General features: G+C 63.2%; 22 protein-coding genes. 11 read left to right on the top strand and 11 right to left on the bottom strand.

Annotation, left to right across the window (positions count from 1 at the left end; genetic code table 11):
* Window positions 1–6 precede the first annotated feature (6 nt).
* The 5 genes from ACQPYE_RS39860 to ACQPYE_RS39880 all read right to left on the bottom strand — a co-directional run bounded on the left by ACQPYE_RS39860 (window position 7) and on the right by ACQPYE_RS39880 (window position 3,398).
* Window positions 7–375, bottom strand: coding sequence for a hypothetical protein (locus ACQPYE_RS39860; protein WP_498718269.1), 369 nt, complete (start codon window positions 373–375; stop codon window positions 7–9).
* 137 nt (window positions 376–512) lie between these two features.
* Window positions 513–1,895 (bottom strand): cell division protein FtsK, encoded by a 1,383-nt coding sequence (locus tag ACQPYE_RS39865; RefSeq protein WP_498718271.1) that lies wholly within the window; start codon window positions 1,893–1,895, stop codon window positions 513–515.
* Window positions 1,896–2,182: 287 nt separating this feature from the next.
* A complete protein-coding gene (locus tag ACQPYE_RS39870; protein ID WP_498718272.1) occupies window positions 2,183–2,398 on the bottom strand; it encodes a hypothetical protein in 216 nt (71 codons plus the stop codon).
* Window positions 2,399–2,455: 57 nt separating this feature from the next.
* Window positions 2,456–2,806 (bottom strand): hypothetical protein, encoded by a 351-nt coding sequence (locus tag ACQPYE_RS39875; RefSeq protein ID WP_498718273.1) that lies wholly within the window; start codon window positions 2,804–2,806, stop codon window positions 2,456–2,458.
* Between the two features lie 199 nt (window positions 2,807–3,005).
* On the bottom strand, window positions 3,006–3,398 hold the full coding sequence (locus tag ACQPYE_RS39880) for a hypothetical protein (RefSeq protein ID WP_498718275.1): 393 nt from the start codon (window positions 3,396–3,398) through the stop codon (window positions 3,006–3,008).
* Between the two features lie 120 nt (window positions 3,399–3,518).
* On the opposite strand from ACQPYE_RS39880, the gene ACQPYE_RS39885 reads away from it, so the two are divergent.
* Entirely contained in the window at window positions 3,519–3,890 is a 372-nt protein-coding gene (locus tag ACQPYE_RS39885) for a GntR family transcriptional regulator (RefSeq protein WP_498718276.1), read from the top strand.
* A gap of 192 nt (window positions 3,891–4,082) precedes the next feature.
* Complete coding sequence (locus tag ACQPYE_RS39890; protein WP_498718277.1) at window positions 4,083–5,489, top strand: NsdA family TPR-like regulatory protein; 1,407 nt, start codon at window positions 4,083–4,085, stop codon at window positions 5,487–5,489.
* 3 nt (window positions 5,490–5,492) lie between these two features.
* Here ACQPYE_RS39890 and ACQPYE_RS39895 read toward each other — a convergent pair whose 3' ends face one another.
* Window positions 5,493–6,410, bottom strand: a complete 918-nt coding sequence (locus tag ACQPYE_RS39895) for a phosphotransferase enzyme family protein (protein WP_498718278.1) — start codon at window positions 6,408–6,410, stop codon at window positions 5,493–5,495.
* Window positions 6,411–6,809: 399 nt separating this feature from the next.
* Between ACQPYE_RS39895 and ACQPYE_RS39900 the strand changes: the two genes are divergently transcribed.
* The 3 genes from ACQPYE_RS39900 (at window position 6,810) to ACQPYE_RS39910 (ending at window position 8,377) form a co-directional block, all read left to right on the top strand.
* Window positions 6,810–7,673 (top strand): DUF5753 domain-containing protein, encoded by an 864-nt coding sequence (locus tag ACQPYE_RS39900; RefSeq protein ID WP_498718279.1) that lies wholly within the window; start codon window positions 6,810–6,812, stop codon window positions 7,671–7,673.
* 14 nt (window positions 7,674–7,687) lie between these two features.
* On the top strand, window positions 7,688–7,882 hold the full coding sequence (locus ACQPYE_RS39905; protein ID WP_498718281.1) for a DUF397 domain-containing protein: 195 nt from the start codon (window positions 7,688–7,690) through the stop codon (window positions 7,880–7,882).
* Between the two features lie 318 nt (window positions 7,883–8,200).
* Window positions 8,201–8,377, top strand: coding sequence for a hypothetical protein (locus ACQPYE_RS39910; RefSeq protein ID WP_498718282.1), 177 nt, complete (start codon window positions 8,201–8,203; stop codon window positions 8,375–8,377).
* 133 nt (window positions 8,378–8,510) lie between these two features.
* On the opposite strand, the gene fxsT is transcribed toward ACQPYE_RS39910, so the two are convergent.
* Window positions 8,511–10,889, bottom strand: a complete 2,379-nt coding sequence (fxsT, locus tag ACQPYE_RS39915) for an FxSxx-COOH system tetratricopeptide repeat protein (protein WP_498718283.1) — start codon at window positions 10,887–10,889, stop codon at window positions 8,511–8,513.
* A gap of 1,135 nt (window positions 10,890–12,024) precedes the next feature.
* On the opposite strand from fxsT, the gene ACQPYE_RS39920 reads away from it, so the two are divergent.
* The 5 genes from ACQPYE_RS39920 (at window position 12,025) to ACQPYE_RS39940 (ending at window position 16,301) form a co-directional block, all read left to right on the top strand.
* Complete coding sequence (locus ACQPYE_RS39920; RefSeq protein WP_498718285.1) at window positions 12,025–12,852, top strand: hypothetical protein; 828 nt, start codon at window positions 12,025–12,027, stop codon at window positions 12,850–12,852.
* Window positions 12,853–13,115: 263 nt separating this feature from the next.
* Window positions 13,116–13,733, top strand: a complete 618-nt coding sequence (locus ACQPYE_RS39925; RefSeq protein WP_498718286.1) for a hypothetical protein — start codon at window positions 13,116–13,118, stop codon at window positions 13,731–13,733.
* Between the two features lie 40 nt (window positions 13,734–13,773).
* Complete coding sequence (locus ACQPYE_RS39930; protein ID WP_498718288.1) at window positions 13,774–15,120, top strand: hypothetical protein; 1,347 nt, start codon at window positions 13,774–13,776, stop codon at window positions 15,118–15,120.
* Window positions 15,110–16,060: a Gfo/Idh/MocA family protein gene (locus ACQPYE_RS39935; protein ID WP_498718289.1), complete on the top strand. Its 951-nt coding sequence runs from the start codon at window positions 15,110–15,112 to the stop codon at window positions 16,058–16,060. Before ACQPYE_RS39930 ends, ACQPYE_RS39935 begins: the two co-directional genes overlap by 11 nt.
* 118 nt (window positions 16,061–16,178) lie before the next feature.
* Window positions 16,179–16,301: a hypothetical protein gene (locus ACQPYE_RS39940; RefSeq protein WP_498718290.1), complete on the top strand. Its 123-nt coding sequence runs from the start codon at window positions 16,179–16,181 to the stop codon at window positions 16,299–16,301.
* Between the two features lie 529 nt (window positions 16,302–16,830).
* Here ACQPYE_RS39940 and ACQPYE_RS39945 read toward each other — a convergent pair.
* Window positions 16,831–17,451 carry a hypothetical protein gene (locus tag ACQPYE_RS39945; RefSeq protein ID WP_498718291.1) on the bottom strand — a complete coding sequence of 207 codons (621 nt, stop codon included), beginning with the start codon at window positions 17,449–17,451 and terminating at the stop codon, window positions 16,831–16,833.
* Between the two features lie 972 nt (window positions 17,452–18,423).
* Here ACQPYE_RS39945 and ACQPYE_RS39950 point away from each other — a divergent pair.
* Window positions 18,424–18,654, top strand: a complete 231-nt coding sequence (locus ACQPYE_RS39950; RefSeq protein ID WP_498718292.1) for a DUF2188 domain-containing protein — start codon at window positions 18,424–18,426, stop codon at window positions 18,652–18,654.
* 151 nt (window positions 18,655–18,805) lie between these two features.
* Here the strand turns inward: ACQPYE_RS39950 and ACQPYE_RS39955 are convergent, their stop codons facing one another.
* From ACQPYE_RS39955 to ACQPYE_RS39965, 3 genes are read right to left on the bottom strand one after another with little or no spacing between them, the layout of a single operon-like run.
* Window positions 18,806–19,756, bottom strand: coding sequence for a phosphotransferase family protein (locus tag ACQPYE_RS39955; protein ID WP_498718293.1), 951 nt, complete (start codon window positions 19,754–19,756; stop codon window positions 18,806–18,808).
* A gap of 32 nt (window positions 19,757–19,788) precedes the next feature.
* Complete coding sequence (locus ACQPYE_RS39960) at window positions 19,789–20,187, bottom strand: DUF5313 family protein (protein ID WP_498718294.1); 399 nt, start codon at window positions 20,185–20,187, stop codon at window positions 19,789–19,791.
* On the bottom strand, window positions 20,184–20,633 hold the full coding sequence (locus tag ACQPYE_RS39965) for a MarR family winged helix-turn-helix transcriptional regulator (protein WP_498718295.1): 450 nt from the start codon (window positions 20,631–20,633) through the stop codon (window positions 20,184–20,186). Before ACQPYE_RS39965 ends, ACQPYE_RS39960 begins: the two co-directional genes overlap by 4 nt.
* Window positions 20,634–20,682 lie beyond the last annotated feature (49 nt).

Consider the following 20,682-nt stretch of genomic DNA (forward strand, 5'->3'; position numbering starts at 1 on the left):
CTTTCCTCACGCCGCCGTTGTTCCGGAGGCGATCCGGCGACGGGCAGCCACCGCGCGGCCGAGGTGGACCAGACGGGCGACCTCCTCGAAGGTCGCCGACTCGGTCACCGAAGGCGTCAGGTGGAACGTCCCGGCGAGAACCACCGAGCCGCCACGACCGGGGACTCCGTCGAAGTCGGCGACAGCCGCCAAGGCGGTCAGGTCGAACCTCAAGCCCGCCGCGTTCCGGGCTGTGGCCCTCACGATCAGGGTGTGATCCGCGTGCAGAGACCAGGTGAGCGTCACACCGTCCAGGCGGGTCACCCACAGCAGCAGCGCGCCCAACCGGTCAGGCGCGGTGCCGGAGTCGAACTCGACCTGAACCGAACGGGTCACGGTCGAGATGAACACCCGGTCCGGCCGCGGCAAGCCCGCGGATCGCATGAGCGACCGCAGAGTGCGGATGATCCGGTCCAGCGAACGAGAGTTGTTCGAAGGCATGGAGAAGCTCCGTAAGTCAGTAGGTGATGGGGTCAGGCGACGACGCGCAGGCCCGAACCGGAGTCGGCCGGACCGGCCTTGACGAATTCGACCAACTCGTCGATGTCGTGGTCACTGGTGTAGGCCGCGCGGACGCGGCGGGGCGTGCGGGAGCGCGGGTCGACGCGGTAGCCGATACCGGCGCTGGAGGAGTCGGCCGGGATCTCATCGGCGATCGCCCCGCGCTCACGGGCACCCTCACCGAGGACCATGTCGGGGTGCCGCTCAGAGGTCACCCGCAGGCACACCCGGTGCGGAAGCAGGTCGCGGATTGGGAGGACGTCCTTGGACGGTTCCTGCACGTAGACGTCGAGCACGTCGTTGGTGGTGCGGCCCATGGAGGAGATGACGGCGCAGGCGTTGGTGATCTCGTGCGCGTACTCGGAGTTGTAGGACATCAGGAACCCGACCTCATCGAGGATCAGCCAGTCCACCGGATGCTCACGCGACACCGGAACCGAGCGCTTCCCCTTACGCTGCAACCGCTTCTGCTTACGGCCCATGTTGTCCACGAACCGCTCGATCAACTCCGCGCAGTCCTCCGGGGTATCGGCGTAGCGGCCGTCGAGGATCGGCTTGAGCGCGACGAACTCGAACAGCTTCGGGTCACACACCCACGGCCGCACCAGACCGTCACGGATCAACGGCGCGACGGCCCGGAGCTTGGCCATGACGACCGAGTTCTTGCCCGCACCGGTCGCACCCGCCGTCAGGTGGTGCGTCCCGGTCAGCGGCTCACGCCACTCCCCACCCAGTTCGGTCTCCCCCAGGCACAGCGACCGCAGGTCGACCGCGTCCGAGGACTCAGGCATCGCGGGAGCGGGGATGACCCGGTCGAACGGCTCGTCACGCTGGACGATCAACGCGACCTCGCCGGGGCGGCCCTGCTCGACCGCGACCCGTTCGGCCTTGAGCGTCGCCGCCAGCTCCGGCAGCATCGCCGCGAATGCCCGCAGCGCCTGTCCGGGCACCAGGCGAACCCGCACCACGTCGATGGACGGCGACCAGGACCGCACCCGCAGCACACGCGGCACCAGGACTTCCCCGGTCCGGTGGTGCAGGGTGGTCAACCCGCACGAGCCCATCAGGTTCACCCAACGACGACCGGTGTAGGCACCGGCCCACCGACGCCGCCACGCCCGCACCACCGGCGCAGCCCACGCATCGAACGTGTCCGGATGCCCCCGGTACCAAGCCGCCGTACCTACCACCAGGCCACCGACAACGCCACCGGTGAGCTCAGGCCCGACCTCGACCACCGAGGCCCCGAGTCCACCCGGACCAACCACCGCACCGGGATGGCGAACGAACCACCGCGCCGTACGGAACTCCCAACCGGCACCTCTGCGCGAGGTACCCACAGGCAACTTCGACATTTACGACCTCCTCTGGACACGGCGACGGCCGACCACCAGGAGCAGTGATCGGCCGTCGCCTGAACTTGCTGTGCTGGCGCTACTTGCGCCGCCGACGTGCAGATGCCGGTTCGAGCTGTGAACGCGAGTACGACAACGACGTCCGCAGCGCAGCGACCGACTTCACGAAAGCAGTGTGATCACCCCGGAAACCCGCACTCCGATAGGGAATGTCCCGTAACGCCCGCCGCAACTGCACCATCGACTTGTCGAGGCATTCCAGAGCAGTGGTCAGTTCCTGCGACATATCAGACCTTCCACTCGCGAGTCTTCAACTGAGTCTCGTACCGGATCGCCGCATCCTTCAGTGCGGTCAGATGAGCAAGCGATTTAGCCAGCATCTTCGTCAACTGGTCGGGCGGCGTGACCCGCCACGAACCAGGAGGCGCGGGGTTTTCCCGCATCTTCGCGATCAGCTTCTGCAACGGCCCCAACTGATCCGTCACGAAGTCGATCGAGTTCACCAGGTTTCCGTACCGCTCCTCCGCCCTCTTGGCCCTAGCCACTGTCCTCCTCCACCGCTAGCCGGACTGCTTCAAGGACCACCACGCCTGCATGACGTCGAACCCCACCTCACTGGGCAGCAACAGATTCACGCGGGCACGCACCGCACCCGACCGCAAGATCGACTCTTCCGGCACCAGAAAGATCAAGCCCATGTTCCCCAGTCGGTGAATCGCGGCCGTCTCCCATGCAGAAACCGGACGCATCGCGTCCGGGCCCACAACACGAAACACGCGCCTGGAACGAACCGACAGGACATAACCGTCCCCCCGCGAACAAACGCGCCCCAGCACAGTCATGACCTGTCCAAGCTCGTCACCCTCCGGCCGAACTAGCTCAACCTTGACCGGATAGTCGTCAATATCCATGCCCCACCTCCTCAAACGGAAGCCACGGCAACCCCGGAACCGACAGAAGCGACTCCGGGACCACCGAAACTCCCGGCACGTCACGTGAACGCGCCGGATTCAGGCATGGCTCTACCCACTGTGGAATTGACAAAGAACAAGCAGCCCGAGAAAACGGCTTAGACGACGATCTAATCGGGAAAGGCAGAACCGTTCAGCGTCAGGCCGCGCTGCGAACCAGCCGCGCCACCGGCTTCAACCCCGCCGCCTTGAACCACAGACCGGCCGAGGCGATCTTGCGCGGGTCCACGCGGTCCGGGATCTCGTAGGTGTTCACCACCGCGTTGACCAGCTCCACGTACATGCCCTCCTCGAACCCCTCACCGGGGTCACCGGGCAGGTTGACGCGGATCTCCTCACCCTTGCCCGCCTTCCGACCCTCCACCGGCAACGGCTTGGCGAACAACGTCACCACGTACTGCACCTCACCCGACATGCGGTCGACCACCGGCGTCACCGTGCCGTCCTCCGCCTCCCGCATCTTCGCCACCGGAGCCTCCGTGATCATCAACCGGTAGCCGCCGAGCATCACCGGCAAGTCCTGAAGCGCCATGTCGTTCCTCTCAAGTGCCTGTTACGTACTAGTACAGTAGACACTAACACGTACTAGCACGTCACTACTCCATTCGGGTTGTACTAGTGCGAGCTAGTACGGACTAGATACCCTGCTCTCATGGACCAGGGAGCCCCGACGAGTCACCCGTATCAGCAGGTAGCCGCTGACATAGCGAGCAAGATCGCCAGTGGTGCTCTGAAGCCGGGCGAGCGCCTGAAGTCGGTCAGGACGTTGGCCGAGGAGTACGGCACGACGAGCGCAACCGTCCAACGGGCGCTGGGGCTGCTCGATGACGAAGGTTGGGTCAACCGGGTGCCCAACGTGGGGCTGTTCGTCCGGGATCCAGCCGACTCGGCAGGAAGCGCACCCACGATGCGCGATGTCATGACGGCCCTTGACGAGGTGCAGCAGGCGGTAGCCGACCTTCGTCGTCGGGTGGCGTCTCTTGAAGGGACCGGTGGTCCCGAAGACGGTCGACCTGATCGCTGACCTCTCGGATCTCCTCCCGTAGGAGACGGAGGCGGAAGAGGATGAATTCCAGTTCGCCTGGCGTTGTCATGGGGGTAGCAAACGCCAGGTCAGCGGGTGTGTGGCAGTGTGTTCGCAGGGGTGCATACGAACACGAGGGGGTGCGTGGGGGGTGCTCAGGAGGGTGCACGCACCCGCAGCCGAGGTGGACCCATGGGGGTGACACGCGAGCCCAACCGCCTTCTGGGGGACTTGATGCGGGCGGCAAGCGTGAGCAACAAGGGCTTGGCCGCGCGTGTGCGCGAGCTGGCCGCTCGGGACGGGCAGACGATCGCCGCTGACCACGTGTCCGTGAAGCGGTGGCTTGACGGCACCAACCCGAAGGCAGCGACGCAGCAGTACATCGCCCTGGCGCTGGGCTCCAAGTTGGGGCGCCCGGTATCCCTCGAAGAGATCGGCTTCTCCTCGGCGTTGCAGCCGGTCGGACCGGACGCCACAGCGTCTGCGGCCGACTACCCGGCAAGCTCGTCCACCGCCGTCGATTTGCTGGGCCAGCTCACCGCGGCCGACCTTGAGGATCAACCGGGGTTGGCTCGTTCGGGGTGGACCAGCGCGGCGACTCCGGGCGTCATCACGGGATACCTGTTCGGCGACAGCCTCGAAGTCGGTGACGGTCTTCGCTCAGCCGGACCTGCGGCAGCGGCGATTCGGGCAACAGCGGCACACCTGATGGACCTGGACTTCAAGTTCGGCGGCGGTCACGTCAGGCGGATGCTGCTCTTCTACTTCAAGACGGAGATCGCACCGCTACTGCGCCAGCCGCACCCCGGACCGGTCAAACGAGACCTGTTCAGCGCCGCTGCGGAAGTGGCCCAGCTACTGGGCTGGAGCGCTTACGACGCCGGACGGCACGCGGCAGCTCAACGCTACTTCGTGCAGGGACTGCGCCTGGCGCGCGAAGCGGGCGACTCGATCATCGGTGGCCGGCTGCTGGCCAATCTGAGCCACCAGGCGAACTACCTCGGGCACCACGCCGATGCCGTCAAGCTGGCGCGCGCAGCCCAGGCCGCAACCGGGAACAGGGCAACCCCCGCCGTCCGGTCGATGTTCCTGGCGATGGAGGCACGCGCGCTCGCCGGCAGCGGCCAGGCCAAGGAGTTCGCCCGCGTGCTCACGCAGGCCGAACGGTTCTTCGAGCAGCACTCACCGGACAACGAACCCGACTGGATCAAGTACTTCAACGCCGAGGAGCTGGCCGGCGAGGCAGCGCACGGGTTCCGCGACCTCGGCCGAGCTGAAGAGACGCGGCTCTTCGCCGCCCGAGCGATCGCACCGGAGGCGACGCCGCCCAGGACGCGCGCGTTCATCGGGATGGTCACCGCAGCGGGTGCGCTCACGAACGGCAGTGCGGACGAGGCTGTCGCACTGGCGCTCGATGCCGTCGACCTTGCCGGACCGCTCCAGTCCAGCCGCTACGTGAGGTACTTGACGGACTTCTACGACGCGCTGAACAAGGCGCATCCGAAGAATCCACTCGTGACTCACTTTGCCGAGGGCGTGTTGCGCAATTACCCCAACATCACCCTCGGTTCGGCTGTTATGCTCTCGCGCGTCGCGTGATCACTAGAAAGTGTGCCAGTCCCGCGTAGGCTCGCCCGTGCGCAACGTGTTCATCCGACGTTCGTATTCGCGCGCAATGTCCGGCGACTCGTTCACGTTCTGCATCAACCACGTCGTCATCTTGATCTCATTCGTCTGCCGCAGAACGTCGAACCCTTCCCACTCCGTAATGTCAAAGCCGTAGGAATCAGCGAACAGTCGGTACTGTTCGTCAGTCCACCAACCGGCCGTCACGTACTCGGTTGCCGTGACCGCAAGATCCCACTCCGGTTGCCCCCAGGCGAAACGCTCGAAGTCGATGAGTACCGCTTCACTGTCCCTGATCATCAGGTTCTGCACGTGGGCATCACCGTGGATGGCGGTCGGCTGCAACGGGAAGTCCAACTTCTTAATGGAGACGGCAAGCGAGTCCACATGCGCGGTCAGGAAATCACGATCTTCGTCCGAGATCGGCGCACCCTCGATGCGAGGGAGGACGCGGTCCAGGATCGAGGTCACCGGCAGCCTGAAGTCCTCAGGTGCAGACAGGGCGTGCAGACGACGGAGGACCTTGCCCAGCGCTGCGATGTCGCCAGGCCCGCCGTTCCTGCCGTCGATGTAGAACCAGAAAGTGACTGGGTGCCCGAGCACGGAGATCGGCTGTGGGATGTCCACCGCCTTCGCTGCCGGGATGCCCTGGCCGCTCAACCAGTCCGATACCTCGACCTCTTTGTACGCATCCGGCCAGTAGTCGGGTCCACGCGCGATACGGACGACGACGCCAACGTTCGTCAGGTGGAACAATGCGTTCTCGCCGAGTCGCATCGGACGTGCCGACGCGGCGGGCAATTCCGCCAGTTCGCAAGCCTGCGCAAGAATGTTTTCCGCTTGCTTCAGGCTGAAGGCGGGGGAGTTGACTTCGATGCTCATATCGTCCGTCACGTCTCAAGGCTAGGTGGTGTGACCGCAGGGTGCCAGCGGTCCGGAGTGGCTCGATCCACCGATCCGTTGGTGGTGCGTCGGTGAATACGTTTGAGCGATCGCTGCGGGATACAAGTCACCTTCAATTGCTGACCTTGCACGACCTCTGCAAGCGCATCTGCGCAGGACGTTCACGCCAGCAGCAACGGCGCGATGGTCGGCGATCCTCCTTTGACGTGCCGATCCGCGCAAGGACCAACAGGGCCACGGCCGTGCGTTGCACGCAGGCTGTCCGTCCTGCGTCTCCAGGGAGGAGACGTGACCCTGCTGGCAAACGTAAGGTACAGAGTGTATCTACACACCGTCGATACACCGAAAGTGTGGATGCTACCGCGTGATCACCCCGACTAGGGTTCAGCCGTGACAGCAAGGCAGAGCGGCCCCACCAAGCGCAGAAGGCGACTCGGGCAGCTCCTCCGCACGCTCCGGGACGAGCGGTCCGTCAGCGTCGAGGCCGTGATGGAGCGGTTGCACTGCTCGGACGCCACGGTCAGCAGGTTCGAGACCGGCAAGTCGCTGATCAAGCACAGCGACCTTGAGGTCCTGCTGGACTTCCTCTCCGCCGACGACGACACGCGACGCCAGGCGTTCGAGATGTGGGCCGACGCCTCTCAGACCGGCAGGCAGCCCGAGTACCTCAACGCGCTGCCCCGGAAGTTCCGCGCCTACGTCCGCCTGGAGGCCGAGGCGTCCCGCGGCTTGTTCCTGCAACCCCTGCTCGTACCCGGGCTGCTCCAGACCGAGGACTACGCCCGCGCCATCCACACCGCGGACAAGTTCGTCCCACGCGAGGGCATCGAGAAGTCCGTCGCCGCTCGGGTATCCCGTCAGCGCGTCCTGACCGGCCCCGACCCGCTCCAGGTTCACGCAGTTGTGGACGAAGCCGTGATCCGGCGCGTCATCGGCGGTCCGGCGATCATGCGTGCACAACTGGAGCGGCTGCTGGAGCTGGGCGAGCAGCCCAACGTGACGATCCAGATCCTGCCGTTCGGAGTCGGCGCCATCGGCACGATGAGCGGCCCGGTGACCATCTTGGAGTTCCCCGACCCCGAGGACCCGCCGAACGTCTACCTCGAACACCCCGCAGGCGGTGAGTGGGTCGAAGCCCCGTCAGCCGTAGCGGACTTCATCAGCGTGTTTGATGGAGCCGCATCGATCGCTCTGAGTGCGTCGGAGTCGACCGACCTGATCTCTGCGGCCATCGCAGACCTGGGCAGCAAGTGAGGAGTGTGGCCACGATGGACCTGTCCGACATCGTCTGGCGTAAGTCAAGCCGCAGCGGCGGCAATAACGAGTGTGTAGAGCTGGCAGTCACCGAGACCAGCACGGCGTTCCGTGACAGTAAAGCACCAGACGCCAGCGTCCTGGCGTTCCAAGCTGCCGGATACCGACGTTTCCTATCCGCCATCAGGTCGGGAAACTTGGACGTCTGACCTGCGCCACCCTGTCGGCGTGCAGGTCAGACGTACACGTCCGAACAGGTGAACGTATACACAGACGCCAGGGGATCCAATAGAAGGTGAGTAGGTCTGCCCGCTGTTCGACAGCAGGATCGTACAATCCAGATCACTCGTCGACTCGTAGGCGCTGGCCAGGGGGTATGCTGCACGGCCAGCGTCTAGGTGGCCAGTGCTCAGCATCCGCTCGAAGTCGGTGATGACACCGCCAGATACTGGCCGAGCATCCTCCGGCAGTTGATCAGGCACGAGGACGAACGTCCGCTTCTGCCATGAGCAGAGTAGCTTGAGATCATGCGAACCATCAGTCAAAGCGAAGCGGAAGCTATGCGGGACGCGTTGAAGCAGATCGCATCGCATGGAAACCCGGCAGTCGATCAAACAAGCAGCGGTCAATCCGCTGCGCGTCTAGCACGCCAATTACTTGAAGAACTCGGCCTGTTCTACGACTCCGATGTGCAAGGCAATTGACGTCTCGAACGTGAACATAGCCTGCCGTGCCCTGCCACTGCGAAGGGGTCATGCCGAGATGCGAGTACTCGTAGTGACATAAGAGGTCACCCTTGGACGAGGTGTCAGTCAGTGTCGTTGGACGTACCCCAGGTCAGCCTTGACGATCATCGTGGACGGGAGACAGCGGAATGACGTGCCCTGGATCACTCAAATCCCCAGTGGCGTAGGCCAGGTTGTTGCGCGTGGACAAGGTGTTCGGGTGGTCCGAGCCCAACACCCGCTCGGAGTCGGCAAGAGCTGCTTCGAACATCGAAACCGCCCGATCCAAGTCGCCCGAAGACTTGTACGTGGAGGCCAGATTGTTCCGCACGGCCAGCGTCTGAGGGTGGTCTGACCCCAATACCTGCTCGAAGTCGGCGAGAACGGCCTTGAACATCGGAATCGCCCGCTCCAGGTCGCCCGCGGACTGGTAGGCGAAGGCCAGGTGGCTCCGTGAGTTGAGGGTGTGCGGGTGGTCGAGGCCCAACACCCGCTCGGAGTCGGCGAGAGTGCCCTCGAACATCGGGATCGCCCGCTCTAGGTCACCCGCAGACCGATACACGTTGGCCAAATTGTTGCGCGAGGTCAGGGTCTCCGGATGGTCGGACCCCAACACCCGCTCGCGATCAGCGAGGGTCACTTCGTGCAGCGAGATTGCCCGCTCCAGATCACCCACTACCTCGTAGGCTCCGGCTAGATCGTTCCGCGAACTGAGCGTCTCCGGGTGGTCGACCCCCAGCACACGTTCGTAGTCTGCGAGGGCGAGTTCGTACAAGGGGATGGCCCGCTCTAGATCACCCACCTCGTGGTACGTGCCAGCCAGGTTGTTCCGGGAGTTCAGCGTGCGTGGATCGTCATAGCCCACCACTCGTTCGAAGTCGGCGAGAGTCGCCTCGAACAGCGTAAGTGACCGACTTAGATCCCCAATCTCCCGATAGGCGTAGGCCAGGTTGTTCCGCACGGCCAGCGTGCCTGGGTCGTCGTGACCCAGTACTCGCTCGGAGTCGGCAAGGGTGGACTCGAGCAGCTGGACCGCCTGTCTCAGTTCACCGGCCGCTTGGTAGGTGTTGGCCAGGTTGGACCGCGAGGCCAGTGTGTTGGGGTGGTCGCGGCCGAGGAGTCGTTCGAAATTGGCGGTGGCGCGGGATTGGTAGGCGGCGGCGGTGCCAACATTTCCCTGTTTTTCCAGATAGCGGCCCAGGTCGTTCAGGAGCAGGCTGCTGTGCGTGGTGTCCGTATCGGAGGTGGAGTGGTCCAGTAGGGCGCGGGCGTGGGGCAGAACCAGCCGGTAGAAGGGCCAGCTTGTAGGGGACCACGGGTCCAGATGGCTCACGATGCTCGTGAGAATGGTGGTGGCGGTTTCGCGGGCCAGAGCGATGTCGGTGGGCTGCCGGTGCGGGTCGGTCGGGTCGGGGATGCGCGTGACCGCCTGGACCAGGCGGTGCACGCTCACGGTGTCTGCGGTCAGGGCAATCATGTTGTAGGCCGCCAACCGGCCAAGAACCTCCGACAGCTCCGGTTCCCCGACCGCCCCGGCCAGCAGGGCGCGGGGGATGCCATCGGGGGCGAACCACGCCACCAGCCGCAGCACCCGCCCTGCGGCGGGAGTGTCGGCTAGGCGGTCGAGGGTGACGTGCCAGACCCGGGCCATCGTCCGTTGCGCGTCGCCGCCCTCGACCGTCGCGGTGAACATGCGCGCCGGGAACCTCGCCAGAAGATCAAGGTAAGCCGCGGGCGAGATGCAGGTCTGGGCCAGGTAGGCGCCCGCCTGCTCCACCGCCAACGGCAACCACCCCAACTCCTCACACAACGCCTCCGCGCCGTCCAGGTCGGCCCCCGGCCACTCTGACCGCACGATCCGGCCCAGCAGCTCCACGGCCTCGTCGTCGGCGAGCACGTCCAGCGGCACCGTCTCCACACCCCGCCACCCGGAACGCTGCCGGCTGGTGATCAGAATCGTCCCGGTCCGCACCCGACCCAGAAGCTCCGCCACATCATGCGGGGTGGTCACGTTGTCCAGAACCAGCAACCAGCCCTCATGGGTGGCCAACCACCGCACGCCCAACTCGACACGCTGCTCCGACGGCAACACAGCCGCCTCCGGAGCCACCGCAGCCGCCAACTCCGCCAACCCGGTCTCGATCCCTGCCGCCGAGTCCGCGGTCACCCACCACACCGGCGTAAAGCGCCCCGCGTGCAACTCGGCAAACCGCGCGGCCAGCGCGCTCTTACCCACCCCGCCCAGGCCATGCACGGCCGCCACCACCGCGCGACCACTCGGCCTCGTGATGGCGGCCTCCAAGCGCCCCAACTCACCCGACCGGCCCACGAACACACCCGAGCCCATCGGCACACGACCCACACCCGCAACCGCAGGTACCGACTCCATCCGCGGCACCAACGGCGGAGCCCCGACATTGATGTCCCGCCCCGCCTGGTAGAACCGCGCCTCACCCGAGGCCGTACCGGTCTGGGTCACCGGCACCGGCACCGGCACACCATCAACGCCAGAATCCGCCAACACCCACCTCGCACCTCGGACCTCGACAGCACCACCCGCCCAACCAACCGCCACCACAACCGACCCGCCCCCCGACCACAACGCACAACTGCGGACACCACCGATTCGAGATCAGCCGAACATCCGCTCATGCCGCAGAGCGCGTCACCCACGGCTACTCGACAGCCACGACCATCGGTGCCCATGACTCCGGGCTGCTGCGAACTTAATACCGACCTGCACTGTGCCCAGACAGTGCTGGCTAGCGTGTTCAAAGTTTCTTTTCTTGTTCAAGGCGGCCCCTGCGGGGCCGCTGGCCGTTCGTGTCATCGAAGGCTGTTGCGGGTGGGCTTCGGGGATGTCCCGGTCGCGCCAACGTGGGCCTGGCGGCCCACGGGCGCGACACGCGAGGCACCGAAGCCCACCCGCAACAGCCGGAGGCCACGGCCAGCAGGCCCAGAGGGTCACGAGGACAGGCTCGTTCACTCTGCAACGGCGGTACTTCCGAGTGCCAGACTTGGGACGAGCGCCAGGTGGCTAGATTGGTCCGGCCGGTCCGGGCGCTCGGCTGCCGCGCCTGTGGACAGCTCGACGCCTTGACGGCATCGACCAGCCCACAGGCTTGCCGGCGGCAGGCGTCCTACGTTTGGGTTGAGCAACGCCAACGTGCTCGCGCGTTCACACAACCGACCAGCACGATTCGAACCGACCGTTCGTCCTGGTGCCGAGATCTCGACGGCACCACCTTCAGTGGCGTCCACGTGGCCGATGCCTAACCGCGCACGAACGTGTCAGCTGACCGCAATTTGACGGGTTCGACCTCGCGTCCTCCGAGAGAAGATCGCGATCGACCCTTCACCTAGAAGGTCTAATGGCCACTTGAGACGTTGCGTGCGCGCAACCCACACAGTAAGATCAGCGCCTTAAGTTAAGACCACAAAACGTGGAGGTCCATGTGGCCGTTGACGTCGCCGTGCCTGATACGGAGTATGACATCGGCAGCCCTGGGCAAACGGTGCGAGAACTCGAAAAATTTGCGCCACGACTCTTGATGCTTTACTTGTAAATGGTTCGACTTCTGACGGCATCAAAAATGCGCGTTAAATTAGAGATAAAGAGAGCGCTAATGGAAGAGCAGCAAACTAATGTCATCGCTAACCCGGCCAGGGCGGTTTCAGCGGCGACTTTCGCCCAAACACTGGACCGCCTTCGGAACCGGCCCGATGTCACAGAGAAAGAGTTTGCCACTACATGGCTAGAAGAAATGCGATCGCACGAATCCGTTTCGGCAAACGGATGGTATGACCCTCCGCCAAATGGCATTGCCGTCCTGGGTGGATTGGACAGGATTAGCTTCAACTCTCTCCGTGACGAAGGTAACTGGCCTGGATCCCGCGTGATCGATTTCCACAGTGGTGCACTTTACGCTTACTCATCACAAGTGAATACTGTGGACGCTATGCCTGGCGACTTCGCCGCAACTCTCTATTTCGGTGACGACCCAAAGATTCGGAGCCATTTTCGGCGTACATACGCTGCAACTCAGGAAGTTCTAGAAGTAGCGCTTCGTGAGTCCTCTTCTCGAGTCATCTTCGATAGCTCGGTCGCGATCTTCGAAAAGTATGGACTACAGAATTGTGTAGTGAGCTACACCGACACGGTTCCGCTTGATCTGGGGCACACTTACCCGGTAGTCGACGAAGTGGAACTTGGGGCCAACAAGCAGCTAGTCCCGGTAGATCAGGATCGGATTCGTCACGCACGACTCTTTTTGAATGGCGATTCCGATTGGAGTCTCGATTCATGTGCTCAATTCACCATCGAACCACAACTGATCGACGTTGCAAATCCTGATCTTCCGCAGGTGACTTACCACTACGTTGTCATTCCGGGCGAAAGCTCGGTGTTGCGAGAGCAGGACAGCTTGCTTGAAAGTCTAGGTCTCATGCCGTGATGCCGATTGTTGACACCTATGGCAAAGTGACTGTTTCCCTGGCAGGCATATGCACTCTAGCTTGTAGACACTGTTACACGACGGCATCTCAGTTTGCGCGAGACAAGTCTCGGTCGGTTAAGGAAGTCATCACCTCACTTAACGAGATATCTCAGCCTTTCACGACGGTATGTGTCTCGGGCGATACGGACTGTTTCCTGGATGACGCGGCTGGGCTCAACCTTATAGCGAACATTTCTGAGCACTTTCCGCACGTTGACATTATGTTCACTACGCGGTTGGTACCAAGCGAGGTCGTTACAACGGAACTACTCGCGCTGGGGCGAGAGATGGCTGCGCGTTCGCAGTTACTATTGCCAGGCATATCGTTCGTATCGACTCATGTCCCAAACTTTTCCGAGCGGTCGAAAAACATACCGTCAACTTGGGACCGGCTTGAATTACTGCAAAAGTTCGGAGACGGCGGCCTACCCGTGATGCTTGCGCTCCGTCCGACTTTTCCTTTTCATCTTGTGCCGAAGGACGACGTTAGGCAGATTATTCAGAAGGCTTCCCAAGCAGCCGCCGTAGTGCTAGGTGAGGTCATGATTCTTGATGAGGGCCATCAAATGGCTCAGCGCTTGAATATGCCGATGACCGACGAGAGCGACCGGCGGTCGTCAATGACGTTCTTGGATCAGCCCGCGGTGTGGAAGAAGCGTACGTTCCCAGAAGAAGTTCGCTTCGCTGCAACGACTTCAAACTCCTTTGGATTGCCATACTTCCTACGAAGCGGGCCGGCACGGGAATACATCCGTGACCATTGGGACTGGGAACACCATATGATGACGTCTGGCCGGAAACCGGCCATCTCGGACGTAATGACTTCGCCGGATCCATGAGAAATTTTTCGAGTTGAAGTTCACCTCCCAAGGAGAAACGGTGGAGCGTCAAGCGATCTCGTATCTCGGGTGCGCCGAACCGAGTTGGGCAACGGCAGTTTCAGCACGGCAATTGCGGGGGATGTTGACGCTTTCTGCGCTATTGTCTGAAACAGTATATATTTCCGATGTTCATATCGGTGATAATGCGAACTTTCTCCAATCGTATCTAGCAGACAGTAGGCTTGGTCTACATCGGCACGTTCGAAGCCTGAGCGAGGCCGGTATCGTGCGATTTCTGCTGCGCCGGGAATCGATACGTCCAGATGCGAAGGTGTCATCTTTCCCATGCGATAATTTCGCAGACGTTTATCGGTCGTGGCGTGCCCAGGATCCGGATACAGCGTGGATAATCCCACCCCAAGACGATCTCCGCCTGCGTTTTTTGCAGAGCATAGATGAATGGTCTAGCAATGCTCTTGTCAGATATGATTACGGCGCAGTTAAGCGTCTCTACATGGCTACCGTTCGGAATTTTTTCGATGCTGGCCTTCTTGGCCGCTTTGCGGGCGATTTGATCGCAAGCATTCCGAACCTCGAGACGGAGTATGCCGCAGTTCTTAAGAGAGACTGGTTCTCCCTAAGTAACATGTATGACTTCTTCCAGTCTCGTGGAGTCGCAGCATCGCATCCAGTGATGCTAGTTCATGGCCTCATGAATGAGACCTGCTACAACCATGCTTTGGGTTCGCATCTCGTTGGCGCAGACCTAAATAACGTTCCTCTTGAGGAGACGTTCTGGCCGGACATGCAGGAATCCGGAGTGGCTCGCCCAGGCATAGGTGCAGCCAACACCGCCGAACAACTACTCGCCCAAGCCTCGCACATCATAAAAGCACCCGCACTCTCTATTCTAGGATTGCTTACAGGTGAAGAGATATCGTTCATACGGGATTCTTACTCGCGCGGCTACTTTGATCTTCTTCACCTTATGAACGACCCATCTGTACTCGGGAACACCGAGGTGTTGCTCAAACAGTTCGTTCGTACAACCGCAAAGTATTGGGAGAACATCTGTGACTATCTGGCCGAGAATCACGCCGAGGCCACTCGCAGACCACGCCGACTCGCCCTTCTAGCGGGAGCAACGCCACGATCCGTTAGACGCGCTTCTCATAACACTTTTTCCCTTGCCGTGAATGTTGGGATTCCAGTGGCATCAGAAGCATCCGGTCTTCTGGGGCTCGGTCTTCAGGCCAGCCGTATGATTGCCGAAAAACTGAATTTGCGTTTGATTTTTTTCGCTGAGACCGAAGAACTTGCGCAACTCAGATCCGTTATTCCGGGTTCCGCATGGATGACCAAGAGCGCGCCCGCGCTATTTCCTGCGCAAGAAGGTGGAGGCTGAGTTCTCTGCAGTGAGAATAGGAGTGTTTCCTACCGGTGTTGGAAAGCGTCTACATCGCCGCATCTTGGCGAAGATGGACGGGGTTACAGTAGTGCCTGTGCATTTGCCGCGATTGCGTGCGGACTTAGTTTCCGCTGTGGACTGGCGTCTGCCCGCAGATGAAGCACCTTTAGACCTTTGTATTGTCGGATCGCCGCCATTTTGTCACGTGTCGCACGCTTCTACGCTGATCCGACATGGAATTTCGGTTCTTTGCGAGAAGCCTGTAGGTGTTTCCAGTGAGGAAGCTACGCGCCTCCTTGAACTTAGCAAGCATCTCAGCGTGGAGTGCGCGGTAAACTATCAGCTCAGATTTCACCCTTTAGCGCAAGCAGCGTTACGGCAAATTAGTGCCCACGATGTTCGATCTGTTGAAATAGTTTGCGAGTCACCCGCTCGTACAAGTAGGAAAGGTCTTCCTGCTTGGTATTGGCGTACCGATCTCGGCGGCGGAGTTTGGTTCTCGCTGATGAGCCACCTGATCGACTTATGTCAATTCTTTGGGTTGAAAATCGCTGACGTCAAGGTGAAGTCTGCGTCGCCGTCAGTCGGGCGTCATCGCGGAATCGACGCTCTTACTGTCACCGCCAATTGCGTGCAGGATATTTTGGTGACGATCGTCGCGGGAGGACTTGCGGAAGAAAGCCAATTTTCTGTTCGAGTTACGACTGCTCAAGGGTCCGCTATGTACGATTTTCTAAGTGATGGAGATATTCATTTCACCGACGAGTCGCCGTGGCAAGTAGGGTTTCGATCCTGCATGGAATCGGTGTTGTCGAATAATGGATCACTAATTGAGGCCGGGTGTGCCCCGGTCAGTGATGCAGTTGCAGTGCACCGGGTTATCCAAGCAGTCAGGCTAAGTCTAGCTAGGGGAGGGATTGTCCAAGTTGTGAACTAACAAGAAAGATTGAAGGTAGTGGTGACAAGGGAGAAAGGGTAACGCTGGCCAGGTCGGAGGAGTTTCCGCTCGTCAGTGTCATTCTTCGCGGACGGCCTGGTCCGTCGGTGATCTCGACTTGAAGATCACGCCGCACCTCGGTCTGTGGCTACCGGACGGAACCGCGTTGGCGATCTTCACCTACCTCAAGGAGCCTGCATTGACCCGGGACGCCACCAACGTGGCGTTGAGGATCGTGTAGCGCACCGTTGAGCGCTCCATGCCTGGTGCCGTGCCACTGGTCCTCGACGTCAGGCGAGGCAAAGGGTACGCCGTTCCGTCTCGCGGTGGTCTGGCGCGGCTGGATGCGCTCATCACCGCAGAGGCTGCCGGGTACGTCGTGCACTGGCGAATGGCAGCCTGAGGAGAAGGCTCGGGCCTGCTCTGGTGAGCCTCGCGCGCCCGACGATCGTTTTCGTGGCGACGTACGCCCCGTTGATATAGGCAGCTCTGCCGCGGCGGGTTCGAGCGGCTTCGCGGGCGGTTCAGGTCTGTCCTAAAGGGACTTACCTGGGCCGTGCTGGGGCCGTGAGAGGACGATCGACGGTGACAGCGGACGCAAAACGACGCTGACCAACGGAAAGTGTTTCCGCTGGCCAGCGTCGCGTTGGTGCAGGTGATCAGGCTGCGGCCTTGGTCTCCCAGAAGATCTTGTCGATCTTCCGGGTGTCCACACGGCATGCTCTGCGAGACCATTGTCTGTCAGCTCGATGGTGTCCAGGCGACCTAAATCAGCCGCCAATCTCCCAGACCCAGCCACGGTTCGGGCCGCCGCTGCTGTAGGCGGCTGCGATGGAGGTCACCGACTCTGGCACTTCGACCTCGACCGTGCCGGTGTAGCGGGAGTTGGGAAGGATGGTGTTGGAGAGCCTGGCTTCGTAAGAGGTGCACGAGCCTGGCTGGGCTTCGTGGACGAAGCCGTCTGCTCCGAGACCCTTGAGTGAGTATGGGTTGAAGATCATCGGTGCGGCGGCCTCCCCGTCCGGACTGAGTGCGCCGGTCGTGAGCGATACATGCAGCACCAGGGTCTTCCGGCCGGCCGCTGCCGGAGTGCCGTACTGGCCGCACTGAGGTGACACGTCGATCTTGTCGACCGTGAACTTGATGGCGCAGGACTCGATGTTGTTGGTGCAGTCCAAGCCGCCGACCTGGCCGACCTTCTTGGACAGAAAACCCTGGGGCGTCAGCTCCTGAGACGGCGTAGTCGCGGCAGTGGTCGTAGCGCCAGTGCTGCTCGGGGTGGGCGCAGGCGCGGGACTGGTCGCGGTTGGGCCGGTGCAGGCGCTGAGGGCCAAGGCGAGTGCGACGACACCCGGGATGGCTGCGGTGGGACGGCGTCGGATGGTGATCATGGCGTGTGGCTCCTCAACGGCAACCGGAACGGCTTGCAGGTATGGCATCGACTTCATCGGTTGCCATTGCTGAGCGTTAACACTATTCACCCTAAAGGGTGTATGGCGCGAGGATTCTGCCACTCTGGTGGCCGCATGAAGTGACCGATAGTTATGAGCAGCTGGCGACGCCTTGCCCTTTGTGAGTTAACCTCAGGTTTGCTGCATGCTTCCTGACGACCTTCGCGATGGAGTTACCGCCCTTCGCCACTCCTGACATGTAGACATCCACCGTCTGTGACTATTTGCGATAGTTGCTCACGTTCGAGAACGTGTGGATCAAATCCGACCGACTTCCACACGTCTGACCTGTGCGGGCATGATCATGCAGTTAAGCTGTTTTCATGCCGTCCAAGGGGCGCAGCACCATGGGTGCGGGACTACTGTCACTGGCTGCCGGATCGCAGGTAGCGGCAGGCTTCGGTTCGCTGGAGACATCACATCGCGTGATGTGGTCGGTGTCGGTCGTGTTGACGACCTTTCTCGGCGCACGGCTGTCTGCGACGACCACTCGTCTGCCCGCTCTCTCTTCAAAAAGCCCTGACTGCCCTGCGCCCCGCTGGTTCGACGGGGCGCAGGCACCTGCCTAGGGCAACCAGGCCGTGCAACCAGCGTGCAATAAGTGCAGGTAGATAGGGGTCAGCACGGGACACCCTTGACTGTCTTCCGGTCCTGCTCAGAGGCCCAGGCAGGACCAGCCGATCGGGTTCCCAAGCTGTAGAGGCGGGTTCGATTCCCGTCACCCGCTCTCCGCGCCGAAGGCCCAGGTCACCTCGACCTGGGCCTTCGGCGTTCTTGGCCGGGAACTCCGCCGCGCGTGAGGCGACTCGGTGGCCGGGCCGCAATGGCAGGTTTCCCGATCGGGTGATATGGCCGAACCTGTGGTCGAAGCCTCGAACTGATCGACCTCACCCTTCGAAGGAGGGGCACAGCATGGCCAAGGGCGACATCGAGACCTATCACGAAGACGGCCAGTGGAAGAACAAGGTGGAGGGTGGCGAACGCGCGTCCCACACCGCTTCCACCAAGGCGGAAGCCGAGGCGGAGGGCCGCAGGATGGCGATGGAGCGCGGCGTCGAGCACGTGATCAAGAAGATGGACGGCACGATCGGCGAGAAGAACACCTATCCGCGCAGTCGCGACCCCCAGCCTCCGCTGGGCTGAGGCCGGCACCGCCACGAGCGCCGCGCCAGTCCGGTCAGCCGGGCCGGCACGGCGCTCGGCTGTCACGCCGACGGCAGGCAAGGTCCGGGTCGTCGGCGCCCGGTGGGTGGTCCGGGAGGACCGGAGTCCGGGTGATCGTGGCGCCGCACGGTCAGCGCAGGCGTTCGACCCACTCGTCCAGGCGACCGAGGGCGGTGCGCAGGTCGGACAGCAGTTCCAGGGCGTGGGTGTGTGCCGCGGCACGTTCGGCCGGGGTGACCGGGCGGTGGCCCAGGGCTCGCCACACCATCCACGCCGCGCCTCCCAGGTAGACGCGGAGCAGGCCCGCGAACGACGTCGGTGACGCCGGGGGTCGGCGACCGCCGGCGGCTTCGTAGGACGCGATCACGGTGTCGAAAGCGGCACGGTCTTCACCCAGGTGGCTGAAGTAGATCGCGGCGCGGGTCAACTCCCACTCCGCGTACTCCGGGCCCGCGCCGTCCCAGTCCAGCAGCAACGGGCCGGTGGGGGTTTGCAGGACGTTGTCCGGCTTCACGTCGCGGTGCGTGCCGACGGGGGTGAGCCGATCGGCGGCCGTGGCGATCGACCGGGCCTCGGCGACGTCCGGCAGGTAGGCGCGGACGGCGGCGGTGAAGTCGTTCGGCGCCTCGTCCAGCCACTCGCGCCACTCCTCGACCGGGTGCGGCGCCTGGTCCGGGACCGCGTCGACGGTGCGGTGGTGCAGCGAGGCCAGGGTGGCGCCGACCCACGCCGACACGTCCGCGGTCAACGGCCCGCCGTCGTGCCACTCGTGCACCAGGTAGCTGGCGACCTCGTCGCCCACCCGCACGTCGGCCAGCAGCGGCGCGGCCGGTTCGAGCGGGTGCACCGGGCGCGGCATGGGGAAACCGCGCGCGTAGGCGTCGAGCTGGACCTGGGCGGCGACCAGGTAGTCCCGCATCCACCAGTCCTCGCGCGACCGGTTCAGGCGCTTGACCGCCCACGTGCCCCTCGACGTCCGCAGGCGCCACACCAGGTGCGCGCGCCCGCCCGTCACCGGCGTCCACGGCGCGACCACGTCGCCGAGCCCGAACGCCGCCGCCACCGCCCGCTGCCACTCCACGCCACCGGACGCTAGGGCACCCCGGCGCGAAGTCAGGACCCGTTTTCCGACGAACGCCACACCCGCTCGTAACGCTCTTGGTCCCGCGCCGTCCGCTCCTTGCGCACCGCCGCCGCCGCACCCGCCGGGTAGCCGTACTTCGTCATCCGGTGGTCCGTGCTCTCGATCGCGTACGAGACGCCGAAGTACACGCCGACCACCAGCCCCAGCGACCCGCACGCGATCGCCAGCGGCAACGGCGAGCCGAGACCCAGCACCAGCGCCAGCGTGATCGCCACCGTCAGCGGCAGCACCTGGAGGAACATCCGCACGCCGAACCAGACGAGCCACGTCGGCTTGGTCGCCTGCCGGAACACCCACTCCCGGTGCCGCAGGGGCAGCCGGCCGCCGAGCAGGTACCAGACCCGCAGCGGCGCGGACGGGCCGGTCACGTCCGCTCCGTCACGGCGATCACCTTGGTCAGCACGGCGTGCAGGTCGCGCAGCTCGTCCAGCGACATGCCGAGCCGCGCCACCACCGCCGGCGGGATCGCCAACGCCTGCTCGCGCAGCGCCGCGCCCTCCTCCGTCAGCGTCACGGCGAGCTGCCGCTCGTCCGCCGCGGCCCGCGGCCGCGTCACGTACCCGATCGCCTCCAGCCGCTTGAGCAGCGGCGACAGCGTCGCGGGCTCCAGCGCCAGCAACCGGCTCAGCTCCTTCACCGACAGCGGCGCGCGACCCCAGAGCGCCAGCATCACCAGGTACTGCGGGTGGGTCAGCCCCATGGGTTCCAACAGCGGCCGGTAGACGGCGACCACGTTCCTGGACGCGATGGACAACGCGAAGCAGACCTGCCGTTCCAGGGCCAGCGGGTCCTCGACGTTTTGTGTACTAATCATTAGTGTCCACACTATCTCCGGCCGGTCGGTCCGCGCACCGCGACGAGGA

Source organism: Actinosynnema sp. CA-299493, assembly GCF_050946825.1.
In the GTDB taxonomy this organism is placed as follows: Bacteria; Actinomycetota; Actinomycetes; order Mycobacteriales; family Pseudonocardiaceae; genus Actinosynnema.